This is a genomic window from Streptomyces griseomycini (assembly GCF_014203535.1).
Taxonomy (GTDB): Bacteria; Actinomycetota; Actinomycetes; order Streptomycetales; family Streptomycetaceae; genus Streptomyces; species Streptomyces griseomycini.
The window spans coordinates 310,800-334,081 of record NZ_JACHJI010000009.1 but is presented as its reverse complement, the minus strand read 5'-3'; the positions used below and the strand labels follow the sequence as shown (position 1 = coordinate 334,081).

The 23,282-nt window shown below is 73.3% G+C and carries 17 protein-coding genes, 1 other RNA gene and 1 pseudogene; 11 read left to right on the top strand and 8 right to left on the bottom strand.

Annotated elements, in window-relative coordinates:
* The first annotated feature begins 46 nt into the window (after positions 1 to 46).
* A complete protein-coding gene (locus FHS37_RS40850) occupies positions 47 to 385 on the top strand; it encodes a hypothetical protein (RefSeq protein WP_308439458.1) in 339 nt (112 codons plus the stop codon).
* 127 nt (positions 386 to 512) lie between these two features.
* Here FHS37_RS40850 and FHS37_RS25980 read toward each other — a convergent pair whose 3' ends face one another.
* The gene (locus tag FHS37_RS25980; RefSeq protein WP_184825492.1) at positions 513 to 4,205 is read right to left on the bottom strand and encodes an FHA domain-containing protein; all 3,693 of its coding nucleotides are present in this window, start codon (positions 4,203 to 4,205) and stop codon (positions 513 to 515) included.
* Positions 4,206 to 4,684: 479 nt separating this feature from the next.
* On the opposite strand from FHS37_RS25980, the gene FHS37_RS25975 reads away from it, so the two are divergent.
* The 4 genes from FHS37_RS25975 (at position 4,685) to FHS37_RS25960 (ending at position 9,903) form a co-directional block, all read left to right on the top strand.
* The gene (locus FHS37_RS25975) at positions 4,685 to 6,409 is read left to right on the top strand and encodes a serine/threonine-protein kinase (protein ID WP_184825431.1); all 1,725 of its coding nucleotides are present in this window, start codon (positions 4,685 to 4,687) and stop codon (positions 6,407 to 6,409) included.
* Between the two features lie 122 nt (positions 6,410 to 6,531).
* On the top strand, positions 6,532 to 7,779 hold the full coding sequence (locus FHS37_RS25970) for a serine/threonine-protein kinase (protein WP_184825429.1): 1,248 nt from the start codon (positions 6,532 to 6,534) through the stop codon (positions 7,777 to 7,779).
* A gap of 68 nt (positions 7,780 to 7,847) precedes the next feature.
* Positions 7,848 to 8,954, top strand: coding sequence for a peptide chain release factor 2 (prfB, locus tag FHS37_RS25965; RefSeq protein WP_184825427.1), 1,107 nt, complete (start codon positions 7,848 to 7,850; stop codon positions 8,952 to 8,954).
* 307 nt (positions 8,955 to 9,261) lie between these two features.
* Positions 9,262 to 9,903 carry a hypothetical protein gene (locus FHS37_RS25960; protein ID WP_184825425.1) on the top strand — a complete coding sequence of 214 codons (642 nt, stop codon included), beginning with the start codon at positions 9,262 to 9,264 and terminating at the stop codon, positions 9,901 to 9,903.
* 107 nt (positions 9,904 to 10,010) lie between these two features.
* Here the strand turns inward: FHS37_RS25960 and FHS37_RS25955 are convergent, their stop codons facing one another.
* Positions 10,011 to 10,202 (bottom strand): hypothetical protein, encoded by a 192-nt coding sequence (locus FHS37_RS25955; RefSeq protein ID WP_029385712.1) that lies wholly within the window; start codon positions 10,200 to 10,202, stop codon positions 10,011 to 10,013.
* 271 nt (positions 10,203 to 10,473) lie between these two features.
* On the opposite strand from FHS37_RS25955, the gene ftsE reads away from it, so the two are divergent.
* The 5 genes from ftsE to ssrA all read left to right on the top strand — a co-directional run bounded on the left by ftsE (position 10,474) and on the right by ssrA (position 14,470).
* Positions 10,474 to 11,163 (top strand): cell division ATP-binding protein FtsE, encoded by a 690-nt coding sequence (ftsE, locus tag FHS37_RS25950; protein WP_004987389.1) that lies wholly within the window; start codon positions 10,474 to 10,476, stop codon positions 11,161 to 11,163.
* Positions 11,164 to 11,215: 52 nt separating this feature from the next.
* Positions 11,216 to 12,133, top strand: coding sequence for a permease-like cell division protein FtsX (ftsX, locus tag FHS37_RS25945; protein ID WP_184825423.1), 918 nt, complete (start codon positions 11,216 to 11,218; stop codon positions 12,131 to 12,133).
* Between the two features lie 68 nt (positions 12,134 to 12,201).
* Positions 12,202 to 13,371, top strand: a complete 1,170-nt coding sequence (locus tag FHS37_RS25940; protein ID WP_184825421.1) for a S41 family peptidase — start codon at positions 12,202 to 12,204, stop codon at positions 13,369 to 13,371.
* 71 nt (positions 13,372 to 13,442) lie between these two features.
* The gene (smpB, locus tag FHS37_RS25935; RefSeq protein ID WP_184825419.1) at positions 13,443 to 13,922 is read left to right on the top strand and encodes an SsrA-binding protein SmpB; all 480 of its coding nucleotides are present in this window, start codon (positions 13,443 to 13,445) and stop codon (positions 13,920 to 13,922) included.
* Between the two features lie 143 nt (positions 13,923 to 14,065).
* Positions 14,066 to 14,470: a transfer-messenger RNA gene (gene ssrA / locus FHS37_RS25930) on the top strand.
* A gap of 47 nt (positions 14,471 to 14,517) precedes the next feature.
* Here the strand turns inward: ssrA and FHS37_RS25925 are convergent.
* Together FHS37_RS25925 and FHS37_RS25920 are read right to left on the bottom strand one after the other, a co-directional pair.
* Entirely contained in the window at positions 14,518 to 15,528 is a 1,011-nt protein-coding gene (locus FHS37_RS25925) for a LacI family DNA-binding transcriptional regulator (protein WP_184825412.1), read from the bottom strand.
* 168 nt (positions 15,529 to 15,696) lie between these two features.
* On the bottom strand, positions 15,697 to 17,022 hold the full coding sequence (locus FHS37_RS25920) for an MFS transporter (protein WP_184825410.1): 1,326 nt from the start codon (positions 17,020 to 17,022) through the stop codon (positions 15,697 to 15,699).
* A gap of 84 nt (positions 17,023 to 17,106) precedes the next feature.
* Between FHS37_RS25920 and FHS37_RS25915 the strand changes: the two genes are divergently transcribed.
* On the top strand, positions 17,107 to 18,075 hold the full coding sequence (locus FHS37_RS25915; protein WP_184825408.1) for a LysR family transcriptional regulator: 969 nt from the start codon (positions 17,107 to 17,109) through the stop codon (positions 18,073 to 18,075).
* Positions 18,076 to 18,175: 100 nt separating this feature from the next.
* On the opposite strand, the gene FHS37_RS25910 is transcribed toward FHS37_RS25915, so the two are convergent.
* The 4 genes and pseudogenes from FHS37_RS25910 to FHS37_RS25895 all read right to left on the bottom strand — a co-directional run bounded on the left by FHS37_RS25910 (position 18,176) and on the right by FHS37_RS25895 (position 23,275).
* Positions 18,176 to 18,712, bottom strand: coding sequence for a hypothetical protein (locus tag FHS37_RS25910; protein WP_184825406.1), 537 nt, complete (start codon positions 18,710 to 18,712; stop codon positions 18,176 to 18,178).
* Positions 18,713 to 18,740: 28 nt separating this feature from the next.
* Complete coding sequence (locus tag FHS37_RS25905; RefSeq protein WP_184825404.1) at positions 18,741 to 21,608, bottom strand: DNRLRE domain-containing protein; 2,868 nt, start codon at positions 21,606 to 21,608, stop codon at positions 18,741 to 18,743.
* A 734-nt stretch (positions 21,609 to 22,342) separates the two neighbouring features.
* Positions 22,343 to 22,540, bottom strand: coding sequence for a DUF397 domain-containing protein (locus tag FHS37_RS25900; protein ID WP_184825402.1), 198 nt, complete (start codon positions 22,538 to 22,540; stop codon positions 22,343 to 22,345).
* Between the two features lie 11 nt (positions 22,541 to 22,551).
* Positions 22,552 to 23,275 (bottom strand): annotated as a pseudogene (locus tag FHS37_RS25895) (DUF5753 domain-containing protein).
* Between the last annotated feature and the right edge of the window lie 7 nt (positions 23,276 to 23,282).

The window sequence follows — 23,282 nt, the reverse complement described above, 5'->3', positions numbered from 1 at the left end:
GGGGCCCCGGCCGCTCGGCGATCACCGGGCGCAACCTCACGACGGTGTGGGCGAACTGCGCCGGCTCGGCCGCCGGCGCCCCGTCCGCACGCACACCGTGAGTGCGCTGCCCGAGGAGACGGCCGTGCTCGAGCGCGCCATGGGGGCGGATCCGCGGACCGTCCGGGTCCTGCTCACCGCCGCCGACGTCACCGTCGCCGAGCGACCGGCGGGCCGTGGGCGCGGGTCGGAGCTGGAGCGGGAGGTGCGGAAGGGCCTCCGCACGGCCCGGCTCCCGGAGGAGCGGACGCCGGCTGACGCCGTGCGCGTGGCCGCCGACGGCGGAACGGTCGTGGACATCGCCCGGGAGGTGGTCGCCGCCACCGGCCGGGCCGCCGGCGGGTGACCCCCGCCCCGGACGGAGGCCGGGGGACGCCTCCGGGGAACCGGCCACCCCGCCCCGCCAGGAGGTGGCGGCCCTTGGCGGGCCGCCACCGCCGGGTGGTCGAGCGCACCCCGGACCGGGGAGCAGGTCACAGGAGCGACGGCACCTCGGCCGCCGAGACCTGGCGGGCGGCCCGCTCCAGCGCGCTGGCGAGGAGGGCGAGGTCGGTCGGGCCGTTGCCCAGCTCCCGCACCTGGCGGCGGGCCGGGGGGTCGCCCATGCGGTGCCACTCCAGCGGCACGACCGTGGGGCGCAGGGTCGCCGTCCGCGGGATGCGGCCGGTCACCCGCCCGCCCTGGAGCGCGGTCGTCCGGCCGTCCGGACGGGTCAGCCGGCCGCGCCCCGGTGCCGGTGCGTCCGGGCCGGGGGGCGCGGGCGCGTCGAGCGCGACCCGCACCGTCGCCCGCCGCACCGGCTCGGTCTGCTCCGTACGGGCGCACGGGCCGGTGGCCGCGACCAGGTGCACGCCCAGCCGCTCCCCGTCCCGCGCCACGGCCTCCAGCGCCCGCATCACCGATCCGGCGGCGGGCCGCCCCGGCGCACCGAGCGCGGGGGAGACCAGCGCGTCCAGGTCGTCCACGACGACCACCAGCCGGGGCAGCGGCGGCGCGGCCTCCGCCTGGCGGCGGGCCGCTCCCGGCCGCAGCCGCAGCGTCGAACTGGGCGGGGGCTCCAGGTCCCCGTCGTGCTCGTCGCCGGTGCCGGTGCCGGTGCCGGTGCCCGCCGCGCCGCGCCGTGCGGCCGTGCGCTGGGCGACCATCCGGTCCGACAGCTCGCGCCCGGTGTGCCACTCCGCGAAGTCGGACCGGCCGAGCAGCTCGGCGCGCCGCTTCAGCTCGGCGCTCAGCGACTGGGCGAACTCCCGCATGCGCACCGGGTCGTTGGCGGTGAGGTGGGTGGTGACGTGCGGGACGTCCGTGCACACGCGCAGGCCCTCGCCGGGCCCGTCGTCCGTCGCGGGGCCGCCCCGGCCGTCGACCAGCACGACGCCCAGCCGGTCGGGCCGCTCGGCGGCGGCCAGCGAGGCGACGACCGCGCGCAGCAGTTCGGTACGGCCGCTGCCGGGCGGCCCCTCGACCAGCAGATGCGGCCCGTCGGCGACGAGATCGGCGGTGACCGGGCCGCGCGGTCCGGCGCCCAGGACGGCGGTGACGCGTCCGCCGAGCGCCTGGGTGTCGTCGGCCGCGTCCGCCCAGCGGGCCATCAGCGAGGCCGGGGTGGCCCGGGCCAGGCCCAGTTCGTCCAGCAGCCGCGCCGACGGGGGCAGCGGCGCCGACACGCGCGCGTGCCGCCGCCCGGCGGTGCCGTCCGTGCGCAGCGGAGCCAGCGCCCGCGCGAACCGCTCGGCCCAGGCGGGGGAGACCGCGTCGACCGTGGCGACGGTGCCGTGGCCGACGGGACCGGAGGGCGCCCCGGAGCCGGTCCGGGCCACCCGCACCAGCCGCAGGGCGGTCGCCACGTCGCCGCTGAGCAGGGCGACGGCACCGCACTCCCGGAAACCCGGTGCCACCGCGCAGGCCGCCTCGTACGTCTCCGTCACCGGGGACGCCGGGGAGGCGGCGGCCGTCTCGGCGAGGCACACCAGGTGGATCCCGGCCCGCGGCCCCTCCACGGCCAGCCGTGCCACCGCCGCGCGCAGCTCGGCGCCCCCGGGGTCGCCGTCCACGACGACCACGGTGTACGGCCCCGCGAAGCCGTCCGTCCCGTCGGTGCCGCCGTCGCCGCCCCGGGCCCAGGAGGGACGCCGGGCGGCCGCGGCGGCCCGCCCCGCCGGGGGGAGGGCCGGGGCCGCCCCGGTCGCGTGGTCGTGGTCCTCCAGCCGGCGCAGCAGTTCCTCGGCGCGGGCGGTGGCCTGTTCGTGGTCGTGCGCGAGGAGCAGGCGGCAGTCCTGGCCGTGCCCCGGGCGTACGTGCGGCAGCCAGCCCAGCCACGACCACTCGGCGGTGCGTTCCTCGAGGGGGCGGGAGCGGTCCGCGGCGATCAGGACGATCTCCAGGAGATCGGGGGAGTGCAGCGCGGCGAGCTGGGCCAGCACCGCGCGGGCCAGCCCGGCCAGCCGCTCCCGCGGACCGGCCAGTCCCAGCGCGCCGACCTCGCGCAGTCCCGACGTCACCGGTACGGCGGGCAGCAGGCCGGAGCCGTCCGGCGCCGCCCGGTCGGCCGTGCCGAGCCGCACCGCGAGGACCTCGGGGTGGTCCGGTCCGCGCTCCCACAACCGGGGGCCGGGGCCCAGCGCGGTCAGCAGCAGCGTGGCGGGGTCCGGCCAGGTCTCGGGGAGGGCGGGGGCGGCCGCGCCGGGCCCGGGTGCGGCGCCGGCCGCCCCCTCGCCGTACGCGTCCCGCGCGTCCGCCGCCTGCTCCTGCCGCCCGCCGGCCAGCCGCCGCGCCCAGGCGGTGAGCCCGCCCCGCCTGCGTCCCCCCGGGGCCGGGGGGAGGTCGGTGCCGCGCACGGGGGTGCCCTTGCGGGTGGCGGGGCGCGCAGCGGTGACGGGGACGGCGCCGGACATGCGGCCGGTGGCGGGTCCGGTGGTCGGGCCGCCGGCGACCTGACCGGGTGTGGCGCCGGGTGCCTCGTCCCGGGGGTCGACGTGCGCGCCGCCGGGCATGCGGCCGGTGGCGGGTCCGGTGGTCGGGCCGGTGAGGAGGCCGGACGCGCCGTCGGGCGTCCCGCCCCGGACGGCGGCGGGGGCGTCACCGGTCAGGTGGCCGGACGTCGGACCGGTCGCCCCGCCGGGCCGTCGGCCGGGAGCGCCGCCGCCGGGCGTTCCGCCCCCGGTCGCGCCGGGTTCCGTCACGGAAGGGCGCTCACCGGCGGCGCCGGGCTCCCCCGGGCGCGGGTTCGGGACGGAGCGGCCCGGGTGCGCGCGCCCGTCCGGGGACGGCGGCTGCGACACGCGGCGCCCCTTGGGCAGGCGCGGCGCGTCCCCGCGAACGGCCGTGTGCACCGCGTGCCCTCCGGGGTCCGGGTCCGCCCCACGGCCCTCGATCCCCGGCGCCCCGCCCTGTCCCGGCACCTGCGGGGCTCCGCCCGCGCCGTGGGCGTGGTGGGTGGGCGCCGACGGCGCCGCCCCGCGCACGGGGGCGTCCGCGCCGTCGGCCCGCCCGTGCCGGGGCGCCGGCACGCGCACGTGCCCCTCGCCGTCCGGCGTCGTCTCCGCCCGCGCCGCCGGTCCCGCGGACGGGGTGAGCCGCAGGGCGGACTCCCCGATCCGCAGCAGCGCGCCCGGTGCGAAACGGACCGGGCGGGAGCCCACCCGCCTGCCGTCCAGCGTCGTGCCGTTGGTGGAGCCGAGGTCGGCCACCGAGACCCGGCCGTCCGGGCCGACCGTCACCGCGCAGTGCAGCCGGGAGACGTCCGGGTCGTCGAGCGGCACGTCGGCGTCGGCGGAGCGGCCTATGCGGATCTCGCCGCCGTGCAGCAGGTGCACCCCGCCCGCGTCGGGACCGGCGACGACGTGGAGGCGGGTCGGGGCGTCGTCCAGCTCGGGGTGCGGCTCCGGCTCGCCCGGGGCGCCCACGGCCAGCACCGCGCCGTCGATCAGCGGCGGCTCGCCGAGCGTGCAGCGCTGGGCGTCCAGCCGCCGGTCACCGGCGTACAGCACCGGGGCGCCCGAGGAGCCGGACGCGCCGTCACCGCCGGAGGCCGCCGAGGCCAGCGCGGAGGCGACCGCGGCCAGGGCCGTGCCGGCGGGCGCCGTGACCAGTACGTCGCGGCTCGCGGCCCGGTCCCGCGCGGGGGAGGACGGGCCCAGCGGGTCAACGACGGTCAGCCGGATCTGCATCGCCGTCAGCGGTCCCTTCTGCGCGGGCGCCCGCGACACGGGGGGACGAAGCCGCCCCGCGGTCCCCCTCCGCGGACTTCCCCCACCGCCACACGCGCACGTACGGCCAGTACTGGGAGGCATCCTCGCACCTGCCACCGACAACGCGCCCGCCGCCCGGCATCAAATGATCTTGATTGGTCGGCTCTGCCCGCAAAAATGCCTGACCGGTGCGGAGCCGGTGATCGTTCCGGGATCACTTGAGATCGGTCACGTCCGGCATCCGGCAACCAACGGACCGGGTCGAGCGTCTTTCCTTCGGACACGGACGGGTACCGGTACCCAGGACCCACGGAAGGACGACGCCGGGGCGGCGGACCGATCGGCCCCGTCTCGGCAAGCCGGTATCCCGCGAGGCGGCACTAGAGTGGGTCGGAACATTCCGCAGCACGGCGAACCACGGTGTACGCCGGCCAAGCAAGCAGCAGGGAGCGCATGACGTGCGGCCGGTAGGCAGCAAGTACCTGCTCGAGGAGCCGCTCGGGCGCGGCGCCACGGGCACCGTCTGGCGAGCCCGCCAGCGGGAGACGGCGGGCGCCGAGGCGGCCGTGCCCGGACAGCCCGGCGAGACCGTCGCGATCAAGGTCCTCAAGGAGGAGCTCGCGAACGACGCCGACGTCGTGATGCGGTTCCTGCGCGAGCGCTCCGTCCTGCTGCGGCTGACCCATCCCAACATCGTCCGGGTCCGCGACCTGGTGGTCGAGGGCGATCTGCTGGCCCTGGTCATGGACCTCATCGACGGTCCCGACCTGCACCGCCACCTCCGCGAGAACGGTCCCTTCACCCCGGTGGCCGCCGCGCTGCTGACCGCCCAGATCTCCGACGCGCTCGCCGCCAGCCACGCCGACGGCGTGGTGCACCGCGACCTGAAGCCGGCCAACGTCCTGCTCAAGCAGGAGCACGGCGAGATGCACCCGATGCTGACCGACTTCGGCATCGCCCGCCTCGCCGACTCCCCGGGCCTGACCCGCACCCACGAGTTCGTCGGCACGCCCGCGTACGTGGCGCCGGAGTCCGCCGAGGGCCGCCCGCAGACCTCCGCCGTCGACATCTACGGCGCCGGCATCCTGCTCTACGAACTGGTCACCGGCCGCCCGCCGTTCTCCGGGAGCTCCGCCCTGGAGGTGCTGCACCAGCACCTGAGCGCCGAACCGCGCCGCCCCTCCACCGTCCCCGACCCGCTGTGGACGGTCATCGAGCGCTGCCTGCGCAAGAACCCCGACGAACGGCCCAGCGCCGAGAACCTCGCGCGCGGCCTGCGCGTCGTCGCCGAGGGCATCGGCGTGCACGCGAACTCCGCGCAGATCGCCGCGGCCGAGAACGTCGGCGCGCTCCTCGCGCCCGACCCGGCGCCCGCGCCGGTGCCCGGCGCGCCCGGCGCGCCCGGCGCCGCCGACCCGACCCAGGTGCTGCCGCAGAACCCGAACGGCGCCCCCGACCCCAATGCCGCGACCAGCGTCCTGCCGCACACCGGCGGTCCGGCCGGCGCCGCCGACCCGACGGCCGTGCTCCCCCAGAGCGGTGCGGCCGACCCGACCGCCGTCATGCCGCCGGTGCCGCCCGGGCAGGGCGGTCAGGGAGGCCCGGGGCAGCCCGGACAGCCCGGTCCGGAGGACCCGCACCCCTGGCAGAACCAGATGCGCGCGGCCCGGGACCGCAACGAGCAGACCCAGGTCCAGTACCTCGACCCCGGTCAGGACCCGCTGCGCCGCCGCCCCCAGCGGCAGGTCGCCCGGCCGCAGCAGCCGCCCCAGCGGAGCCGGCAGCCCCAGCCGGGGCCCCAGCAGCCCGGCCCCGGGTACGGCTACCCGCAGCAGCCCCAGCCCCAGCGGTACGCCCCGCCCCCGCCCCCGCCGCAGCACCAGCGGCCTCAGCAGCCCCAGCCGCAGCGGTACGCCCCGGCGCCGGAGCCGCAGCGCCCCGCGCGGGAACCCCGGCAGCGGCAGCGCAGCGCCAACCCGATGCGGATCCCCGGGCTGGGCTGTCTGAAGGGGTGCCTGTTCACCCTCGTCATCCTGTTCGTCGCCGGATGGCTGGTCTGGGAGCTGAGCCCGCTGCAGGAGTGGATCGGCACCGGCAAGGGCTACTGGGAACAGCTGACCGACTGGTTCGGCACGGTGACGGGCTGGATCGAGGACCTGGGCGGCTCCTCGGGGTCCGGCTGAGCCGACCGGTCCGGCGTGTTTGCTGATTTGTCGACATCTGAGGGCTGATTTCGGGATCCGTTGTGAAGGCCGGCTCCCCGGACGCGTAGTTTTAGCGGCAACACGCGTCGGTAGGAGCAGTCTTGGCACGGAAGATCGGCAGCCGGTACACCGCCCACCAGATCCTCGGGCGGGGCAGCGCCGGCACGGTGTGGCTGGGCGAGGGCCCCGAGGGGCCCGTCGCCATCAAGCTGCTGCGTGAGGACCTCGCCTCGGACCAGGAGCTGGTCGGCCGCTTCGTACAGGAACGGACGGCGCTGCTCGGCCTGGAGCACCCGCACGTCGTCTCCGTGCGCGACCTGGTGGTCGACGGCAACGACCTCGCCCTGGTCATGGACCTGGTCCGCGGTACGGACCTGCGCACCCGCCTCGACCGCGAGCGCAGGCTCGCGCCCGAGGCGGCGGTGGCGATCGCCGCCGACGTCGCGGACGGGCTGGCGGCGGCGCACGCGGCGGGGGTCGTGCACCGGGACGTCAAGCCGGAGAACGTGCTGCTGGACATGCAGGGCCCGCTGGGCCCGGGCGGCTCGCACCGCGCGCTGCTGACGGACTTCGGTGTGGCCAAGCTCATCGACACCCCGCGCCGGACCCGTGCCACGAAGATCATCGGGACGCCGGACTACCTGGCCCCGGAGATCGTGGAGGGCCTGCCGCCGCGCGCGTCGGTCGACATCTACGCGCTGGCCACGGTCCTGTACGAGCTGCTCGCGGGCTTCACGCCGTTCGGCGGCGGGCACCCCGGCGCCGTGCTGCGCCGCCACGTCACCGAGACCGTCGTCCCCCTCCCCGGCATCCCCGACGAGCTGTGGCAGCTGCTGGTGCAGTGCCTGGCGAAGGCCCCGGCGTCGCGGCTGCGCGCCTCCGAGCTGGCCGCGCGGCTGCGGGAGCTGCTGCCGATGCTGGCGGGGATGCCGCCGCTGGACGTGGACGAGCCGGACACCGGGCTGACGGAGGAGGCGGCGGAGGACGACCGGGCGTCCGGCCCGGTCCCGGCCGCCGGGGCGCCGGTGCGGCGGCGCGGCGCGGTCCCGCTGGTGCCGGGCGCGCGGCCGACCGACTCCAACCGCGACACCCACACGTCGATGCGGGTGCCGGCCCCCGACGAGCTCGCCGGCGGCGCCCGCGGCACGGCCCGGGCCCCCCGCGCGGCCGGCGCCCCCCGCCCCGGCTCGGCCCGCAACCGCGCGATCACCCGCCGGCGCCGCCTGACCCTGGCCGTGGCGGCGGTGGTCCTGGCGACGGCGGCGGGCGTCGGCGCCTGGCTGGCCGGCTCGGACGACGGCACGGACCCTTCCCAGGACACGGAGAAATCCGCCCCGGCGACGCCCTGACCTGGTACGCCCTCTTCGCGGCCCGCGCCCGGCGTGGGTCGCCCGGCGGAGCCGTTACGCTGGAGGGCGTGGCAGTCGTCGATGTATCCGAAGAGCTCAAGTCCCTCTCCTCGACCATGGAGTCGATCGAGGCCGTCCTGGACCTCGACAAGATGAGGGCAGACATCGCCGTGCTCGAGGAGCAGGCGGCCGCGCCGTCCCTGTGGGACAACCCGGACGAGGCGCAGAAGATCACCAGCAAGCTCTCCCACCTCCAGGCCGAGGTCAGGAAGGCGGAGACGCTGCGCGGCCGGATCGACGATCTCGCCGTGCTCTTCGAGATGGCCGAGGAGGAGGACGACCCGGACACCCGTGCCGAGGCCGAGTCCGAGCTCGCCGCGGTCAGGAAGGCGCTGGACGAGATGGAGGTGCGCACCCTCCTCTCCGGCGAGTACGACGCCCGTGAGGCGCTCGTCAACATCCGCGCCGAGGCCGGCGGCGTCGACGCCGCCGACTTCGCCGAGAAGCTGCAGCGCATGTACCTGCGCTGGGCCGAGCAGCGCGGCTACAAGACCGAGCTGATCGAGACGTCGTACGCGGAGGAGGCCGGCATCAAGTCGACCACCTTCTCCGTCCAGGCGCCCTACGCCTACGGCACGCTCTCGGTCGAGCAGGGCACCCACCGCCTCGTGCGCATCTCGCCCTTCGACAACCAGGGCCGGCGGCAGACCTCCTTCGCCGGCGTCGAGGTGCTCCCCGTCGTCGAGCAGTCCGACCACGTCGACATCGACGAGTCCGACCTGCGCATCGACGTCTACCGCTCCTCCGGCCCCGGCGGCCAGGGCGTGAACACCACCGACTCCGCGGTGCGCATCACGCACCTCCCCACCGGCATCGTCGTCTCCTGCCAGAACGAGCGGTCGCAGATCCAGAACAAGGCCACCGCGATGAACGTCCTCCAGGCCAAGCTGCTGGAGCGGCGCCGCCAGGAGGAACAGGCCAAGATGGACGCCCTCAAGGGCGACGGCGGCAACTCCTGGGGCAACCAGATGCGTTCGTACGTGCTGCACCCGTACCAGATGGTCAAGGACCTGCGCACGGAGCACGAGGTCGGCAACCCCGAGGCCGTGTTCAACGGTGAGATCGACGGCTTCCTGGAGGCCGGAATTCGCTGGCGCAAGCAGCAGGAGAAGTAACCCTCCGCGCGAGCAGCGCTTTGTCGACAAGGCAACTGCCGCCTTCCTGGCGGCGGTTGCCTTTCCCGTGTCGGGATGTCTGGGTTTTACATCACACTCACGGCCGCGATATTCGGCAAAGCGTGCGTAGGCGGACATCGCGTACGCAACGGCCTTGACGTTCTTTTGAAAAATCGGAAGGGTGAAGCGCGGCATGCGTATCTCTGGGGCGCATGTGAACCGGGGGGCGTTTCACCGCAGTTACCCCCGTTGATCACGGCTCCGAGCGCGGCCTCATTGACGATGAGCTACTGGGGGTAGCAACCACATGACCAAGAAGACGCGGATCCGTGTCGCTCGGATCGCGGCCGGCGCCGTGATCGCGGCCGGTGCCTCGCTGACCGCGGCCGGCGCGGCCTCCGCCCTCGAGATCGGCGTGAGCGCCCAGGCGGGCGAAGAGGGCGTCGGCCTCGGTGTCACCGCGGACCTCGACGACGAGGACTCGACCGGCGGGCCGACCCCGCCGGAGACCCCGCCGACCACGATCCCGGAGGAGCCGCCGACCACGATCCCCGAGGAGCCGCCGACCACGACCCCCGAGGAGCCCACCGGGAAGCCGACCGCGCCGGAGGAGCCCACCGAGCCGGAGCCCACCGAGCCGAACGAGCCCACCGAGCCGGAGGAGCCCATCGAGGACCCGACCACCCCGGGCAACGGCGGCGGTAACGGTGGCGGCAACGCCGCCGACCCCGACGGTGGCGCCTCCCCCCAGGAGCAGGGCTCCTCGGCGCTGACCGACACCGGTGACGAGGCCCCCGCGCCCTCCACCCAGGGTGACGGCAAGGAGCTCGCCGAGACCGGTGCCATGGAGACCACCTTCCTGGTGATCGGTGCCGCCACGATGATCGCCGGCGGCATCGGCTTCCGGGTGCTGCCGCGCCTCATGGCCGGCCGCGGCGCCGCCGCCTGACGGTGGCCGCGCGCGTACGCGGCGTACGCATGACGTAGGCCGAGGGGCCCGGAGCGCCACCGCGCTCCGGGCCCCTCGTACGTCTCGTCCCCGGCGTCAGGCCGACGTCAGGCGGTCTGGTGGGCGAGCAGCGCCACCGCCGCGACCAGCACCGCCAGCAGCGCGACCAGCGCCATGGGGTTCAGCCCCGCGAAGAAGTTCTCCTGCTGCAGCCGCTCGCGGTTCGCACGGCACACCGGGCACCGGCCCTCGCTCACGGGCGCGGCGCAGTTCGCGCACACCAGCCGGTCGTACGTCATGCGCTCGCCCTCCTCACACCGGTTCCATCGACACAACGCCCACGACCACGCGAACGTTCCCCTCCACTGTGCCAGGTTCCGCGGTAAACGGCGCGGTCCCCCGTATCCTGCCCCCGGCAGCGGGGCCGTACGAGGTCGCGAGGGCCCTTCGGGTGCCGCACATCCGTCACAAAAGGCGCAAGTGTCGCGCAACCCCGGACGGTGACTGCGGTCGTCCTTCCGCTTCGCGTATGGTCACGCTCATCTACCCCCGGCTACCCGTGGTGCATCCGTGATCCGATTCGACAACGTGTCCAAGGTCTACCCCAAGCAGAACCGCCCTGCCCTCAGGGACGTCTCCCTGGAGGTCGAGAAGGGCGAGTTCGTGTTCCTCGTGGGGTCCTCCGGCTCCGGAAAGTCCACCTTCCTGCGGCTGATCCTCCGCGAGGAGCGGGCCAGCCACGGGCAGGTGCACGTCCTGGGCAAGGACCTCGCCCGCGTCTCCAACTGGAAGGTGCCGCAGATCCGGCGCCAGCTGGGGACGGTGTTCCAGGACTTCCGCCTGCTGCCGAACAAGACGGTCGCCGAGAACGTCGCCTTCGCGCAGGAGGTCATCGGCAAGTCGCGCGGCGAGATCCGCAAGTCCGTGCCCCAGGTGCTCGACCTCGTCGGGCTCGGCGGCAAGGAGGACCGGATGCCCGGTGAGCTCTCCGGCGGTGAGCAGCAGCGCGTCGCCATCGCGCGGGCCTTCGTCAACCGGCCCAAGCTGCTGATCTGCGACGAGCCCACCGGCAACCTCGACCCGCAGACCTCCGTCGGCATCATGAAGCTGCTCGACCGCATCAACCGGACGGGCACCACCGTGGTGATGGCGACGCACGACCAGAACATCGTGGACCAGATGCGCAAGCGCGTCATCGAGCTGGAGAAGGGCCGCCTCGTCCGCGACCAGGCGCGCGGCGTCTACGGCTACCAGCACTGATCACCCTTGATCGCGCCCTATCGCGTCCACGGAAAGGCCTGAAGGACCCGCCATGCGCGCCCAGTTCGTCCTGTCGGAGATCGGCGTCGGTCTCCGCCGCAACCTGACGATGACCTTCGCGGTCGTCGTCTCCGTCGCCCTGTCGCTCGCCCTGTTCGGCGGGTCGCTCCTGATGAGCGACCAGGTCAGCACCATGAAGGGCTACTGGTACGACAAGGTCAACGTCTCCATCTTCCTGTGCAACAAGAGCGACGCCGAGTCCGATCCCAACTGCGCCAAGGGCGCGGTGACCGAGGACCAGAAGAGCCAGATCAAGACCGACCTGGAGAAGATGTCGGTCGTCGACACGGTCACCTACGAGTCGCAGGACGAGGCGTACAAGCACTACAAGGAGCAGTTCGGCGACTCGCCGCTGGCCAGCTCCCTCACGCCGGACCAGATGCAGGAGTCGTACCGCATCAAGCTGGAGGACCCGGAGAAGTACCAGGTCATCGCGACCGCCTTCGACGGGCGTGACGGCGTGCAGTCGGTGCAGGACCAGAAGGGCATCCTGGACAACCTCTTCGAGCTGCTGAACGGCATGAACTGGGCCGCCCGCGCGCTGATGGCGCTCATGCTGGCCGTCGCCCTGATGCTGATCGTGAACACGGTGCGCGTCTCGGCGTTCAGCCGTCGCCGCGAGACCGGGATCATGCGTCTGGTCGGCGCCTCCGGCTTCTACATCCAGGCACCGTTCATCATGGAGGCCGCGGTCGCCGGACTCATCGGCGGCACGCTCGCGTGCGGGTTCCTGGTGATCGGGCGGTACTTCATCATCGATCACGGGCTGGCCCTGTCGGAGAAGCTGACCCTGATCAACTTCATCGGCTGGGACGCGGTGCTGAAGTACCTGCCGCTCATCCTCGTGACGAGTTTCCTGATGCCCGCGTTGGCCGCTTTCTTCGCGTTGCGCAAGTATCTGAAGGTGTGACTCTTGCCCCGTGGGGGCGTACGGCCAACCGGCCGTACGCCCCTTCGTGTTGTCCTAGACTCACCGGCATGTCAGGTCGTGACCTGTTCTGTCAGCCCCGCCGCATCCGTCGCGGCGCCGCCCTGACCTTGGTGTTCGCGAGCGTGCTCGTCGCCGGTGCCGCCACCGGCAACCTGCCCGTGTCCGACCGGGAGACCGCGGCCGACGACGCCCGTCCGGCCGCACCCGTGGGGCGCCGCGCGGACGTCGCCCGGGCGGCCCAGGAGGCCATGACCGTCGGCACCTCCCCCCTGGAGGCCGCCGAGCGCGCCGTCAGCCGCAGCGGGGACCGCTGGGCCGCCGTCTACTCCCCGGACGAGTACGAGGAGTTCGAGGACGCCCTGGACGGCCGGTACACCGGCGTCGGCCTGTGGGCCCGCGAGCGGGACGGCCGGATCGAGGTGACGAAGGTCGGCAGCGGCACCCCCGCCGCCGAAGCCGGGATCCGCGCGGGCGACCGGCTGCGCAGCGTCGACGGCGAGGAGGTCGACGGGCGCCCCGTCACCGAGGTCGTCTCCTTACTGCGCGGGGACGGCACCGGCGAGTCCGCCGGCACCACCGTCCGCCTCGGTCTGGAGCGCGGCACGCGCACGTGGAACGAGACCCTGCGCCGGGCCCGGCTGTCCCGCGACACGGTCACCGTCCGGGAGACCGCCGACCGGATCACCGTCATCGAGGTCGCCGCCTTCACCAAGGGCTCCGGCGACGAGGTCCGCACCGCCGTGCGGCGGGCCCCGGCCGACGCCGGGATCGTCCTCGACCTGCGCGGCAACCCCGGCGGCCTGGTCACCGAGGCGGTCACCGCGGCCTCCGCCTTCCTCGACGGCGGCCTGGTCGCCACCTACGACGTCGAGGGCGAGCAGCGCGCCCTGCACGCCGAGCCCGGCGGCGACACCTCCAGGCCCCTGGTCGCGCTCGTCGACGGCGGGACGATGAGCGCGGCCGAGCTCCTCACCGGTGCCCTGAAGGACCGCGGACGGGCGGTCGTGGTGGGCTCCCGCACCTTCGGCAAGGGATCGGTCCAGATGCCGACCGAGCTGCCCGACGGCTCCGTCGCCGAGCTGACCGTCGGCCACTACCGCACCCCCTCCGGCCGGAGCGTCGACGGACGCGGCCTCACCCCCGACCTGGAGGCCGACGACGAGGCGCTCGAGCGGGCCGGGACGGTCCTGGACGGACTGGGCGGACCGAGCAGGTAGCGCCGGCGCCGCGCCGGGTCGGTAATCGGCTTCCCGCGGACCCCCTCCGTAGTGCGAAAATGGGCCGCACTATGGCTAAGGAAAAAGGGCGCAAGCTGATCGCGCAGAACAAGAAGGCGCGGCACGACTACCTCATCATCGACACCTACGAGGCCGGTCTGGTCCTCACCGGGACCGAGGTGAAGTCGCTGCGTCAGGGCAGGGCGTCGCTGGTCGACGGCTTCGTCCAGCTGACCGACCACGAGGCGTGGCTGCACAACGTGCACGTCCCGGAGTACAGCCAGGGCACCTGGACCAACCACAGCGCCCGGCGCAAGCGCAAGCTGCTGCTGCACCGCGAGGAGATCGACAAGCTGGAGTCCAAGTCCCAGGAGACGGGCCACACCATCGTGCCGCTCGCCCTGTACTTCAAGGACGGCCGCGCGAAGATCGAGATCGCGCTGGCCAAGGGCAAGAAGGAGTACGACAAGCGCCAGACGCTGCGCGAGAAGCAGGACCGGCGCGAGGCCGAGCGGGCGATGTCGGCGGTCCGCCGGAAGCAGCGCGCCTGAGCGGGAACACACCGGCACCGGGTACCGTTGAACCCGGTACCACGGTGGGATGACCGCCGGGAATACGGTGGCATCGTCGGGCGTTGGTCACGTACGATGGCGCCAGCACCCCACAGCGGGTGCGCACCTTGAGAAATCAACATGGGGATGATCGGTTTCGACAGCGGCTGTCGAAGCAGGGGAAGCGTGTCGAGGAAGCGGCCATGATCTCGTAAACCACAGGCCGAAAAAAATAATCGCCAATTCCAAGCGATCCATCTCCCAGGGCGAGCTCGCCCTCGCTGCCTGATCTTCAGGTAGCGAGCAGCGGCTCCCCTACTTAAAGGGAGTGTCAGCCCGGGGGTGTTCCCGACCCGGATCCTGGCATCAGCTAGGGAACTAAACCTCGATCCCGGTCACGGGGTGAAGAGGGAAACCACACAGTGACTGGGCCCGTCGGAGACTTGTCGGCGTGATCTCCGGGGCCGAGAAAAGCACAGCCGACTGCACACGGAGAAGCCCTGGTTCCGCACCGTTGGACGCGGGTTCGATTCCCGCCATCTCCACTCCACCCCATGTGGGCAAAGGCCCCGTCGCGAGAGCGGCGGGGCCTTTGTCATGCGAGCACCCGCGCCGCCGTGCTCGCCCGTTCCGTCAGGCGGGGCGGCAGCAGGGTGGTCTGCGGCACGGGGGCGCCGGACAGCTTCCGCACCAGCAGGTGCACCGCGCGGGTGCCCAGCTCCGCGGACGGCACGGTGACCGAGGTGACCGGGACGCGGGCCGAGCCCGCGACGGGGGCGGGGCAGACGGCGGTGAGGGACAGATCGCCGGGGACCCGCAGGCCGAGCCGCTCGAAGGCGTCGATCAGCGGGTCGAGGAGCGGTTCGTTGTGCACGACCACCCCGGTCAGCGCCGGCTGCTCGCGCAGCAGCCGCTCGGCGATCGCGCGGGCGGCGTCCCGGCCGGATCCGCACGGGTGCACCGTGGAGACGAGCCGGTGCCGGTCGGCGGCGGACGTGAAGCCCTCCACGAGCCGCCGCGCGAACGCGGTCCGCCGCACGTACACCTCCGGCGGCGAGCCGACCAGCGCCACCACCCGGTGGCCGAGCCGTGCCAGATGGTCCACGCACAGCTCACCGGCCGCCCGGAAGTCCAGGTCCACGCAGGTCAGCCCGTCCGGTTCGGCGGGAACGCCGATCAGCACGGACGGCAGGGGCAGCGAGCGCAGCAGCGGCAGCCGGGGGTCCTGGAGCTGGACGTCCATCACCACCGCCGCGTCCGCCAGCCCCGCGTCCGCGACGTGCCGGAGCCCCTCCTCGCCCTCCCCCCGGGTGAGCAGCAGCACGTCGTGGTCGTGGGCGCGGGCGGCGGTGACCACCGACACCGCGAACTCCGTCACCACCGGAACGTGGACGCCGGGGCGCAGCGGGACCGCGAGGGCCAGCACCTTCGACCGGCGGCCGGCCGGGGGACGGCCACCGGCGTGCGGACGGTAGCCCAGCTCGCGGGCGGCGGCCTGTACGCGCCGCCGGGTGGCGTCGGAGATCGGACGCTTGCCGCTGAGCGCGTACGAGACCGTGCTCGGGGAGACCCCGGCGCGCCGGGCCACATCCGTGATCTTCACCATCGGGGTCCTCACCCGGCACTGTCCGTGGGGATGCCGCAAGGATGTCGAAGCGCTTCGACGGGTGAAGGTATGAGGGGGACGCGGGGGCGTCAATGGGGTGTGCGGGAATTCGCGGGCGGTTCGACGACTCGAACGGGAAGCGGCTCCACCGCCGGGCGGGAGACGGTTCTACCGTCCGGACGGGGAGCGGTTCGACCGCCCGGACCCCGGCCGTCCGAACAGGGCGACGGAGACGGTCAGGGCGGTCGCGGAAGCCACCACCGGGACGCCGTACCCGGCCGTCGCCGAGGCGTGCTCCACCGCCCAGCCGCCGACCGCGCTGCCGCAGGCGATCCCGCCGAGCAGACCGGTCACCGCGAGCGTCATGCCCTCGTTCAGCCGGCCCTCGGGGGTGCAGCGCTGGACCAGGGTCATGGTGGTCACCATCGTCGGGGCCGTGGCCATGCCGGCCAGCAGGAGCGCCCCCGCCAGCACCAGGAGCGAGCCGGTGAGGCCGGCCGCGAGCAGCGGCAGGACCATCAGCGCGGTCATCGCGACCAGGCACCACGACAGCCGGGACCGCGCGGACCCGGCGGGGCGTACCGCGCCGTACAGCAGGCCCGCCGCGCAGGAACCTGCCGCCTGGAGGCCGAGCACCACGCCGGCCGCCGAGCCGTGCCCCCGGGCGTCCGCGAAGGCGAGGGTGACGACCTCCATCGCGCCGAACACCGCACCCGTCGCCAGGCACACGGCCAGCAGCGGCCGCATGCCGGGGGCCCGGAAGGGGGCGCGGGCGGGCGCGCGCCGCAGGACCGGCGGCTCGGTGGACCGCTGGGCGGTGAACAGCACCACGCCCGCCAGCAGCAGCACGGCCCCCACCAGGGTGCCCGCCTCCGGGAAGAGCGCCCCGCACAGGAAGGCCGCGAGCACCGGGCCGAGCATGAAGCACAGCTCGTCCGCGGCCTGTTCGAAGGAGTTCGCGGTGTGCAGGGCCTCGGCGTCCCCCTTCAGCAGGTGGGTCCAGCGGGCCCGGGACATCCCGCCGGTGTTGGGGGTCGTGGCGGTGGCGGCGTAGGAGGCGAACAGGGTCCAGGCCGGGGCGTCGTGGCGCACGCAGAGCAGCAGGGCGAGCGAACCCAGCACGGCGAACACCGTGGCGGGCAGGGCGACCCGTGCCTGCCCGTACCGGTCGACCAGGCGCGCGATCCACGGGGCGACCACCGCGGTCGCCGCCAGGCCGGTCGCGGTGACGGCGCCGGCGAGGGCGTACGAGCCGCGCGTCCCGGCGATCATCACGACCGCGCTCACGCTGAGCATGCCCATCGGCAGCCGGGCGACGAGGTTGCCGGCCGTGAACGCGCGGGCGCCGGGCACCGCGAAGAGGCGTCGGTACGGGCCCTTCTCCCGGTCGCCCGCCCGGTCGTCGGCCCTGGTGCGCGGGCCGAGGTCGGCGGCGACGAGGGTGTCGGAGGTGACGGTGAGCAGGACGGTGTCCCGGCGGTTCGGCTGAGGCATGCCACCCACCGTCGCCCGCGACCGTGCGGACGGTCCAACACCTTCCCGGTGCCGATTCACGCACCTGTGTTGTAAGTTCGCGGGATGCCCGCCCCCGCCTCCGTCGACCCCCGCCTCCTGCGCGCCTTCGTCACCGTCGCCGAGGAGTTGCACTTCACCCGCGCCGCCGTGCGCCTCTACGTCGCCCAGCAGGCGCTCAGCCGGGACGTGCGGCGACTGGAACGGGAGCTGGGCAGCGAGCTGTTCGTCCGGACCACCCGCCAGGTGACGCTCACCGCCGACGGCGAGCGGCTGCTGCCGTACGCACGCCGGGTGCTCCAGGCGCAGGACGACCTGCTCGCCGCCGCCGGGCAGGCCCGCCCCCTGCTCGTGGACCTCAACTCCCCGGGCCTCGAGACCCCGCGCCGGGTGCTGCACCGGGCCCGCGAACTCGCCCCCGGCCACGAGCTGATGGCCCGCTACGAGAGCGGGCTGACCTGGGCGGCGGGGGAGCTGCTCGCCGGGCGGCTCGACGCGTCGTTCGGACGGTTCGCGGGGCTCGCCCCGGCCCTGCGGTCCGGGCTCGTCCAACAGCCCGTCCGCTACGAGCCGATGGCGGTCGTGCTGCCCGAGGACCACCGGCTCGCCTCCCTGCCCGAGGTGCCGCTCGCCGCGCTGGCCGGCGAGACGGTGTACGCCGGGGCCGGCAACCCGCGCACGACGGAGTGGACGGATCTCGCCCGGCTGCTGTTCGAGGGGCGGGACATCGCGCTCGCGCCGCCCGCCCCGCTGGCCGTCGGGGACGAGGAGTTCCAGCGGATCATGGCCAGGACCCGTCACCCGATCCTCACCGTGGTGGACTTCCCGGCACTGCCCTCGACCGTGCTGCGCCCCCTCGTCGACCCGGTCCCGCTGTCGCCCGTGTCACTGGTGTGGCGAAAGGGCCTGGTGCACCCCGCATGTGACGCGCTCCGCCGAGCCGCTGCCCGGCTCGCGGCCGAGGAAGGGTGGCTGGTGAGACCTGCCGAAGGATGGATTCCGGCCAGTGACGCCGCTGTGATGTCGGTGCGTTGACCGGTACCCGGGGACCACGCGTTCTCCGCGTGCCTCCCCACGCAGGAGCCTCCCCGCCCGCCTTGTCCGGCGGGCGGGGAGGCTCCTGCAATGTGCCTGGTCAGCCCGTCTGCACGGTGAAGGAGCACCAGGCCGTCCACGGGGTCTTCGTGCCGGCCTCCTTCACCTGGACGCGCCAGCGGTAGGCGCCGTCGTCGAGGACGCCGGAGCGCGGCTGGTAGAGCACGTCATGGCTGGACTGGCTGAGCATCTCCTTGCGGATCACCTGCTGCCCGTCGGCCGTTTCGACCTCGAGGGAGACCTTCCGGCGCGGTCCGGGACCGGCCTCCGGAGCACCGGGCGGGGCGACCGAATCGAGGGTGGCCGCGAAGGTAGGGGTGTCGGTGCCGGCGACCGGGTCGCCAGCGGGGTCCCCGCAGAACTGGAACCCCGCGTAGGGCCCGCTGGAGATGCGGAGCACCTCGGGCACCGGCAGGAGGCGGTCGCCCTGCTTGCCCGCCGCCGTGGCCGTCGGCGCGTCCTCGGCCTGGGCGGCGAGGGCCAGCGGGGTCGCCAGCGCACCGGCCGCGCACGCGGCGATCAGCGCGGTGGTCAGGCGGCCGAGGCCCTTCCGGGAGGTGGTTCTGCGTACACGCATGGTGGTGTCCTCTCTCATCGTCCGCCCGTCACTTGACGTAGAGGATGTGTTCGGGGTCGGTTGTCAGCCGGCACTCGTACGCGGTCCAGCGGTGCTCGGCGACCAGGCGCTTGCCGAGCTCCTCGCAGCCGTTGAGGTTGTACATGGTGTCGTAGGCGACCCAGCTGCTGGAGGTGTTCGGCTTCAGCTCGTTGGCGGCGAGGTAGGCCGCCGCCTTGCCGCCGCTGGACACGCCCTCGGTGCCGTCCCAGCGGTAGTGCACGCCGAGCCACACCCGGGCGATCGCGTTCTCCTCGGCGGCCTGGGAGAAGCTGGAGTAGTTCCGCGTCACGCCGACCGAGTTCGGGTCGTCGGTGGTGGCGGTCCAGCTGATGGCGTCCGTGCCGAACCAGTCCCGCATGGCCTGGGCCCAGGCACCCGCGAAGGTGGCGTGACCGGAGACGTAGGCCGGGAAGTCCGGGCTGAAGGGCTCGCCGTTGACGTCCGGGGACAGCGGCCTCCAGCCGGTGTTCCCCAGGCCGACGTTGATGGCGCTCTCGGGTCGCCACAGGTCGATGTCGGTCAGGTACTTGGTGTCCCAGGCGACGATGGCGGCATCCGCCATGGCGAAGGCGGTGTGCGCCAGCAGCTTCGCCTTGCCGGAGGCCGAGACCCCCATGTTGCGGGCGACGGTCTGGGTCTGCTCGAGGAGCTGCCCCGGCGGCTTGTAGGTGCCGTCGAGGTCATTGGCCCAGAACTTCGCCGCCTCCGTCTGGTCCGGTGTCCGCGTGGTGGAATCGGTACTGCCGACCTCCTTCACCTCGTTGACCTGGTCGGCGTACTCCTGGCTGGCCAGCAGGGTGCTCATCTGGGTGTGCCCGCCCGGGCCCGAGGGCCGGAACTGGCTGCCCGACTGGAGGGCGAACGGCTTGACCTTGCCCCACTCCGGGGTGGAGCCGGTGACAGGGTTGCCCTGGTCGTCGTTGTTGGTCGGACGCCAGAACCCTGGCTCCTGCGAGCCGGTGTACACCGCGGTGGACCCCGAACCGTCGTTCTGCCGGGCGTTGATCATCGCGGTGGCGGCCTTCTGACCGACGTCGGTGCCGGCCGTGCGCTGGGCGCTGGTGACCGCGGCGGGAATGGTGGACCTGGCCGTGGCCAGTTCGTCGGAGAAGTCCAGGGCGGGGTAGACCGAGCTCAGCACGGCGTACGCGGCCTGGTCGATCGCGCTGTTCACGTCCGGCACGGCGCCGTTGGAGGCGGTCGCCTTCACCAGGTAGGCCTCACCGAGACACAGCTTGCTGCTCTCGGCACAACGAGCGGAGTTGACGGCGTCGTAGATCGCCCCGTGCACCATGGCGCCCGCGCGGGACAGAGGTCCTGGAGCCCCGCCGACCTGGCGGAAGGTCTGAAGGAGGACGTCGTTCCAGTAGTCGATGTGGTCCCGGGAGGGGTCGGTGACCGGTTCGTAGGTCACCAGGATGTCGGGGGTGTACTCGCTGTCCGAGGAAGCGAAGATCTTGAACTGGTCCGTGTTGTTCTCGTCCTGGGCCCGCAGACCGATCGTGTCGACCGACTTGCTGGTCTTGGACCACTGCTTGACCAGCCCGGTGATGTCCTCGTTGATCCACTGGGCGTCGCAGCCGGGGCCGCCGAAGGTCTGGAGGGACGTCTTCACCTTGGTGCGCCAGGCGGTCTGGGTGCTGTCCCAGGTGGCGGAGGCGGTGACCGAGTCGGTGTCCCAGATCTCCCACGGCTGCTGGGTGCAGACGTCCGACCAGAGGGTGTAGAGGTCCAGCTCGGCGTTGATGATGTCCTGCCCGGTCATGTCATAGCTGTACGACCGGGGGAAGTTGATGAACGCGCGAGCCGGTGTCTTCCCGTACTCCCGGCCCACGTTCAGGCCGTAGTCGGCGGAGTGGTCGCTGTTGTCGCCCTGGACGACCTCGGTGTCCAGGTTGCTGGTGAGGTACACGGCGGGGTCGATGGTGACCGGGTACCGCGTGTCCTTGTCGGCCAGGAAGTCCTGGTCCGCCTTGACGACCAGGTCGAAGCCGTCCTCGTGGCCGGTCACGTCCAGGTCGACCCGGGCGGTACGGCTGTCCGGCGCGTCGGGGTGGGAGGCGGAGGAGTCCCACATGAACGGCGTCGGGGTCCGGCCGACCTCCTCGCCGGTGAGGCTGTCGTTCAGGACCAGGCCCCCGCCTGTTGCCTCCTTCGCCTTCAGGCCCTTCGTGCGCACCGGGAGGGTCAGGGTCGCGGCGCGCTCGGCGGCCTCCCGGTCGGCGACCACCAGGAACTCCTCGAAGCCGGTCCGGGTCGCCCGGACCACCAGGTCGGCTCCCGGCAGCACGTTCTCGTACGTCGCTTCGTTGCCGTCCAGGCGAGGCTCGGGCAGGGCACCCTTCCAGCCCAGGGACACCTCCTTCTCGCCCCGGCCCAGGGTGACCAGGTCGCCCCCGGCCTTACCGGTTCGGCCGGCCATCCGAAGGCCGCCCGGGTGCCCCTTCGGGGAGACGGAGCCGTCCGGGTTCCTCACCAGGGTGAGGTCGACGTCGACCCAGTGCCCCTTCTCCCGGTAACGCACCGGGCCTGCCGAGGTCTTGACGGACATGGTGCCGTCGGGGTTGGCCCACAGGGTGGAGTACTCGGTCCGGGCGCCGGTGACCTCGATCCGCCGGCCTTGGGCCTGGGCGGCGACACGTGCGTTCGCCTCCTCGCGCTGGGCGGCGGGAGCCACCGGAGCGTCCGCGGTGGCGGACGGATCGGAGCCGGCGGCAGAGGAGGCCGGGGCCACCCCCAGGGCGAGGGCGGTCTGGGTCAGGAGGGCCAGGGCCAACGGGACGGCGACGGACCGCACCCTCCTGCGCCGGCCCGGGCGCTCGGTTCTCGGGTCGAGGGATCTAAGACGATCCACGTCAACTCCTTTTTCGAATCTGACGGAAAATGCCCACAACTTTTACATGGATAGGTCAACTACATCGAAGGCTTGATCGAATAATGGCTTGAATTGGATTGCTGCAAAGATTGCGCAAATGTGTTGCTGACCTGTGGATGGAGCCTCGGCTTCCCGGCGGACGTCTCGGCGGCTACGAGGCGGACGTGGCGGAATTCTGCGTACCGCTTTTCGCGGGGAACCGGAGTGCCCCTCGAGGGGGTGGCGTGATCCTTGCGGTGGCTGTGGAGGTCTGCCGGTGCCCGGTGCTGCTGTTCAGCGGCTTGAAGGGGGCTGCAGGCGCCACCGGGGCGGCCGTGTCGATCAGGACGCGGTGTAACGCGGCATCGGGGCGAGACGGTCGTCTGGACCGCACCCGAGGGCGGCGAGGGCGTCATCGTCCTCGTGCACGACTCCGGCGGCGACCGCCACCAGACCGTGCGGGCGCTGGGCCGGTTCCAGCCTGGCCCGAAGGGGAAGGGCTGCGAGTTCGAAAACCTCACTGAGGCCCATCTGTCCGTGGCGCAACGTCTGCATCCTCATCATGACCACGATGTGGGGCCGGCTGTGGCCGGACAGCGGGAAGCGGCGGCCCGGGGTCAGGGCGCACCGAGGCTGACGTCACGTCTGTTCGCGCAGCCCCGGCTTTCCGGTGGCCGTGGGGCCGCCTGCTTCTTTGCGAGTGGCCCTACGGCCACCGGAAAAGTGCCGGGAGCTCAAGAGCCGAGCTCCGAGTCCCCGAGCTTGTCGGCGTACGCGATGAAGGCGACCCACGTGGCATGGGAGAGGGCAAGCCGGGGCCCGGACACGTCCTTCGAGTCGCGGACGTGGACGGTGGCCGGGGTGGTGGCTGTCTCGACGCAGTTCGAGCTGTCCCCTCTGCAAGTGGACTTCTGCCGACGGAGGGTCTGCACGGTGTTCCTTCTCAGGCTTCCTGGATGAGGTTGTGGATGAAGTCGCGTGACTCGGCAGGGCCCAGGGCGCAGGACGCCATGTGGTCCAGCACGGCGCGGTACTTGGTCAACTGTGCCTCCGCGTCGAGGAATCCGCAGCCTCCGTGGTGGGTGTCCAGTTGGACGGTGTCGAGCTGTGGTACGGCGCCCGGGACATAGTTCGAAGGACTGGCCGGTGCTCGGGAAGTAGTCCGTGCCGAACGGGATCACACGGACGGTGACGTGGGGCATCTCGCCCATGTCGAGCAGGTGGGTGAGCTGGCCGCGGGCCACGGCGGGGCCGCCGGAGCCCATGCGCAGGGCCGACTCGTGGATGATCGCCGAGTAGGGAGGCGGGTTCTCCCGGTGCAGGACGCCCTGTCGCTTGATGCGATGGGTGAGGCGGTGCTCGATCCCGTACGGCCGCACGGGCGGTACGACGGCCCGGAAGAGGGCGCGGGCGTGATCGGTGGTCTGCAGCACTGCCGGGATGTGGATCACCGGGGCGACGCGCAGCGCGGTGGCGTGGTGCTCCGGCTCGGCCGGATCGGCCAACGCGGCGGGCAGGTGTTCGCGGTACTCCTCCCACCAGCCACGGGACCGACGTCCGGTCATCGCGGCCAGTGCGTCGATCAGGGCTTCGTCGGAACGGTCGTACGCAGATGCCATCCCGCGTACGAGGTCGGCGCTCACAGAGCTGCGACCAGTTTCGATCATACTCACG

Bases quoted from the DNA above. Each gene is read 5' to 3' on its own strand.
- FHS37_RS25980 (WP_184825492.1), bottom strand. From the start codon at position 4,205: ATGCAGATCCGGCTGACCGTCGTTGACCCGCTGGGCCCGTCCTCCCCC.
- FHS37_RS25960 (WP_184825425.1), top strand. From the start codon at position 9,262: ATGACCAAGAAGACGCGGATCCGTGTCGCTCGGATCGCGGCCGGCGCC.
- FHS37_RS25955 (WP_029385712.1), bottom strand. From the start codon at position 10,202: ATGACGTACGACCGGCTGGTGTGCGCGAACTGCGCCGCGCCCGTGAGC.
- ftsX (WP_184825423.1), top strand. From the start codon at position 11,216: ATGCGCGCCCAGTTCGTCCTGTCGGAGATCGGCGTCGGTCTCCGCCGC.
- FHS37_RS25940 (WP_184825421.1), top strand. From the start codon at position 12,202: ATGTCAGGTCGTGACCTGTTCTGTCAGCCCCGCCGCATCCGTCGCGGC.
- smpB (WP_184825419.1), top strand. From the start codon at position 13,443: ATGGCTAAGGAAAAAGGGCGCAAGCTGATCGCGCAGAACAAGAAGGCG.
- FHS37_RS25925 (WP_184825412.1), bottom strand. From the start codon at position 15,528: ATGGTGAAGATCACGGATGTGGCCCGGCGCGCCGGGGTCTCCCCGAGC.
- FHS37_RS25920 (WP_184825410.1), bottom strand. From the start codon at position 17,022: ATGCCTCAGCCGAACCGCCGGGACACCGTCCTGCTCACCGTCACCTCC.
- FHS37_RS25915 (WP_184825408.1), top strand. From the start codon at position 17,107: ATGCCCGCCCCCGCCTCCGTCGACCCCCGCCTCCTGCGCGCCTTCGTC.
- FHS37_RS25910 (WP_184825406.1), bottom strand. From the start codon at position 18,712: ATGCGTGTACGCAGAACCACCTCCCGGAAGGGCCTCGGCCGCCTGACC.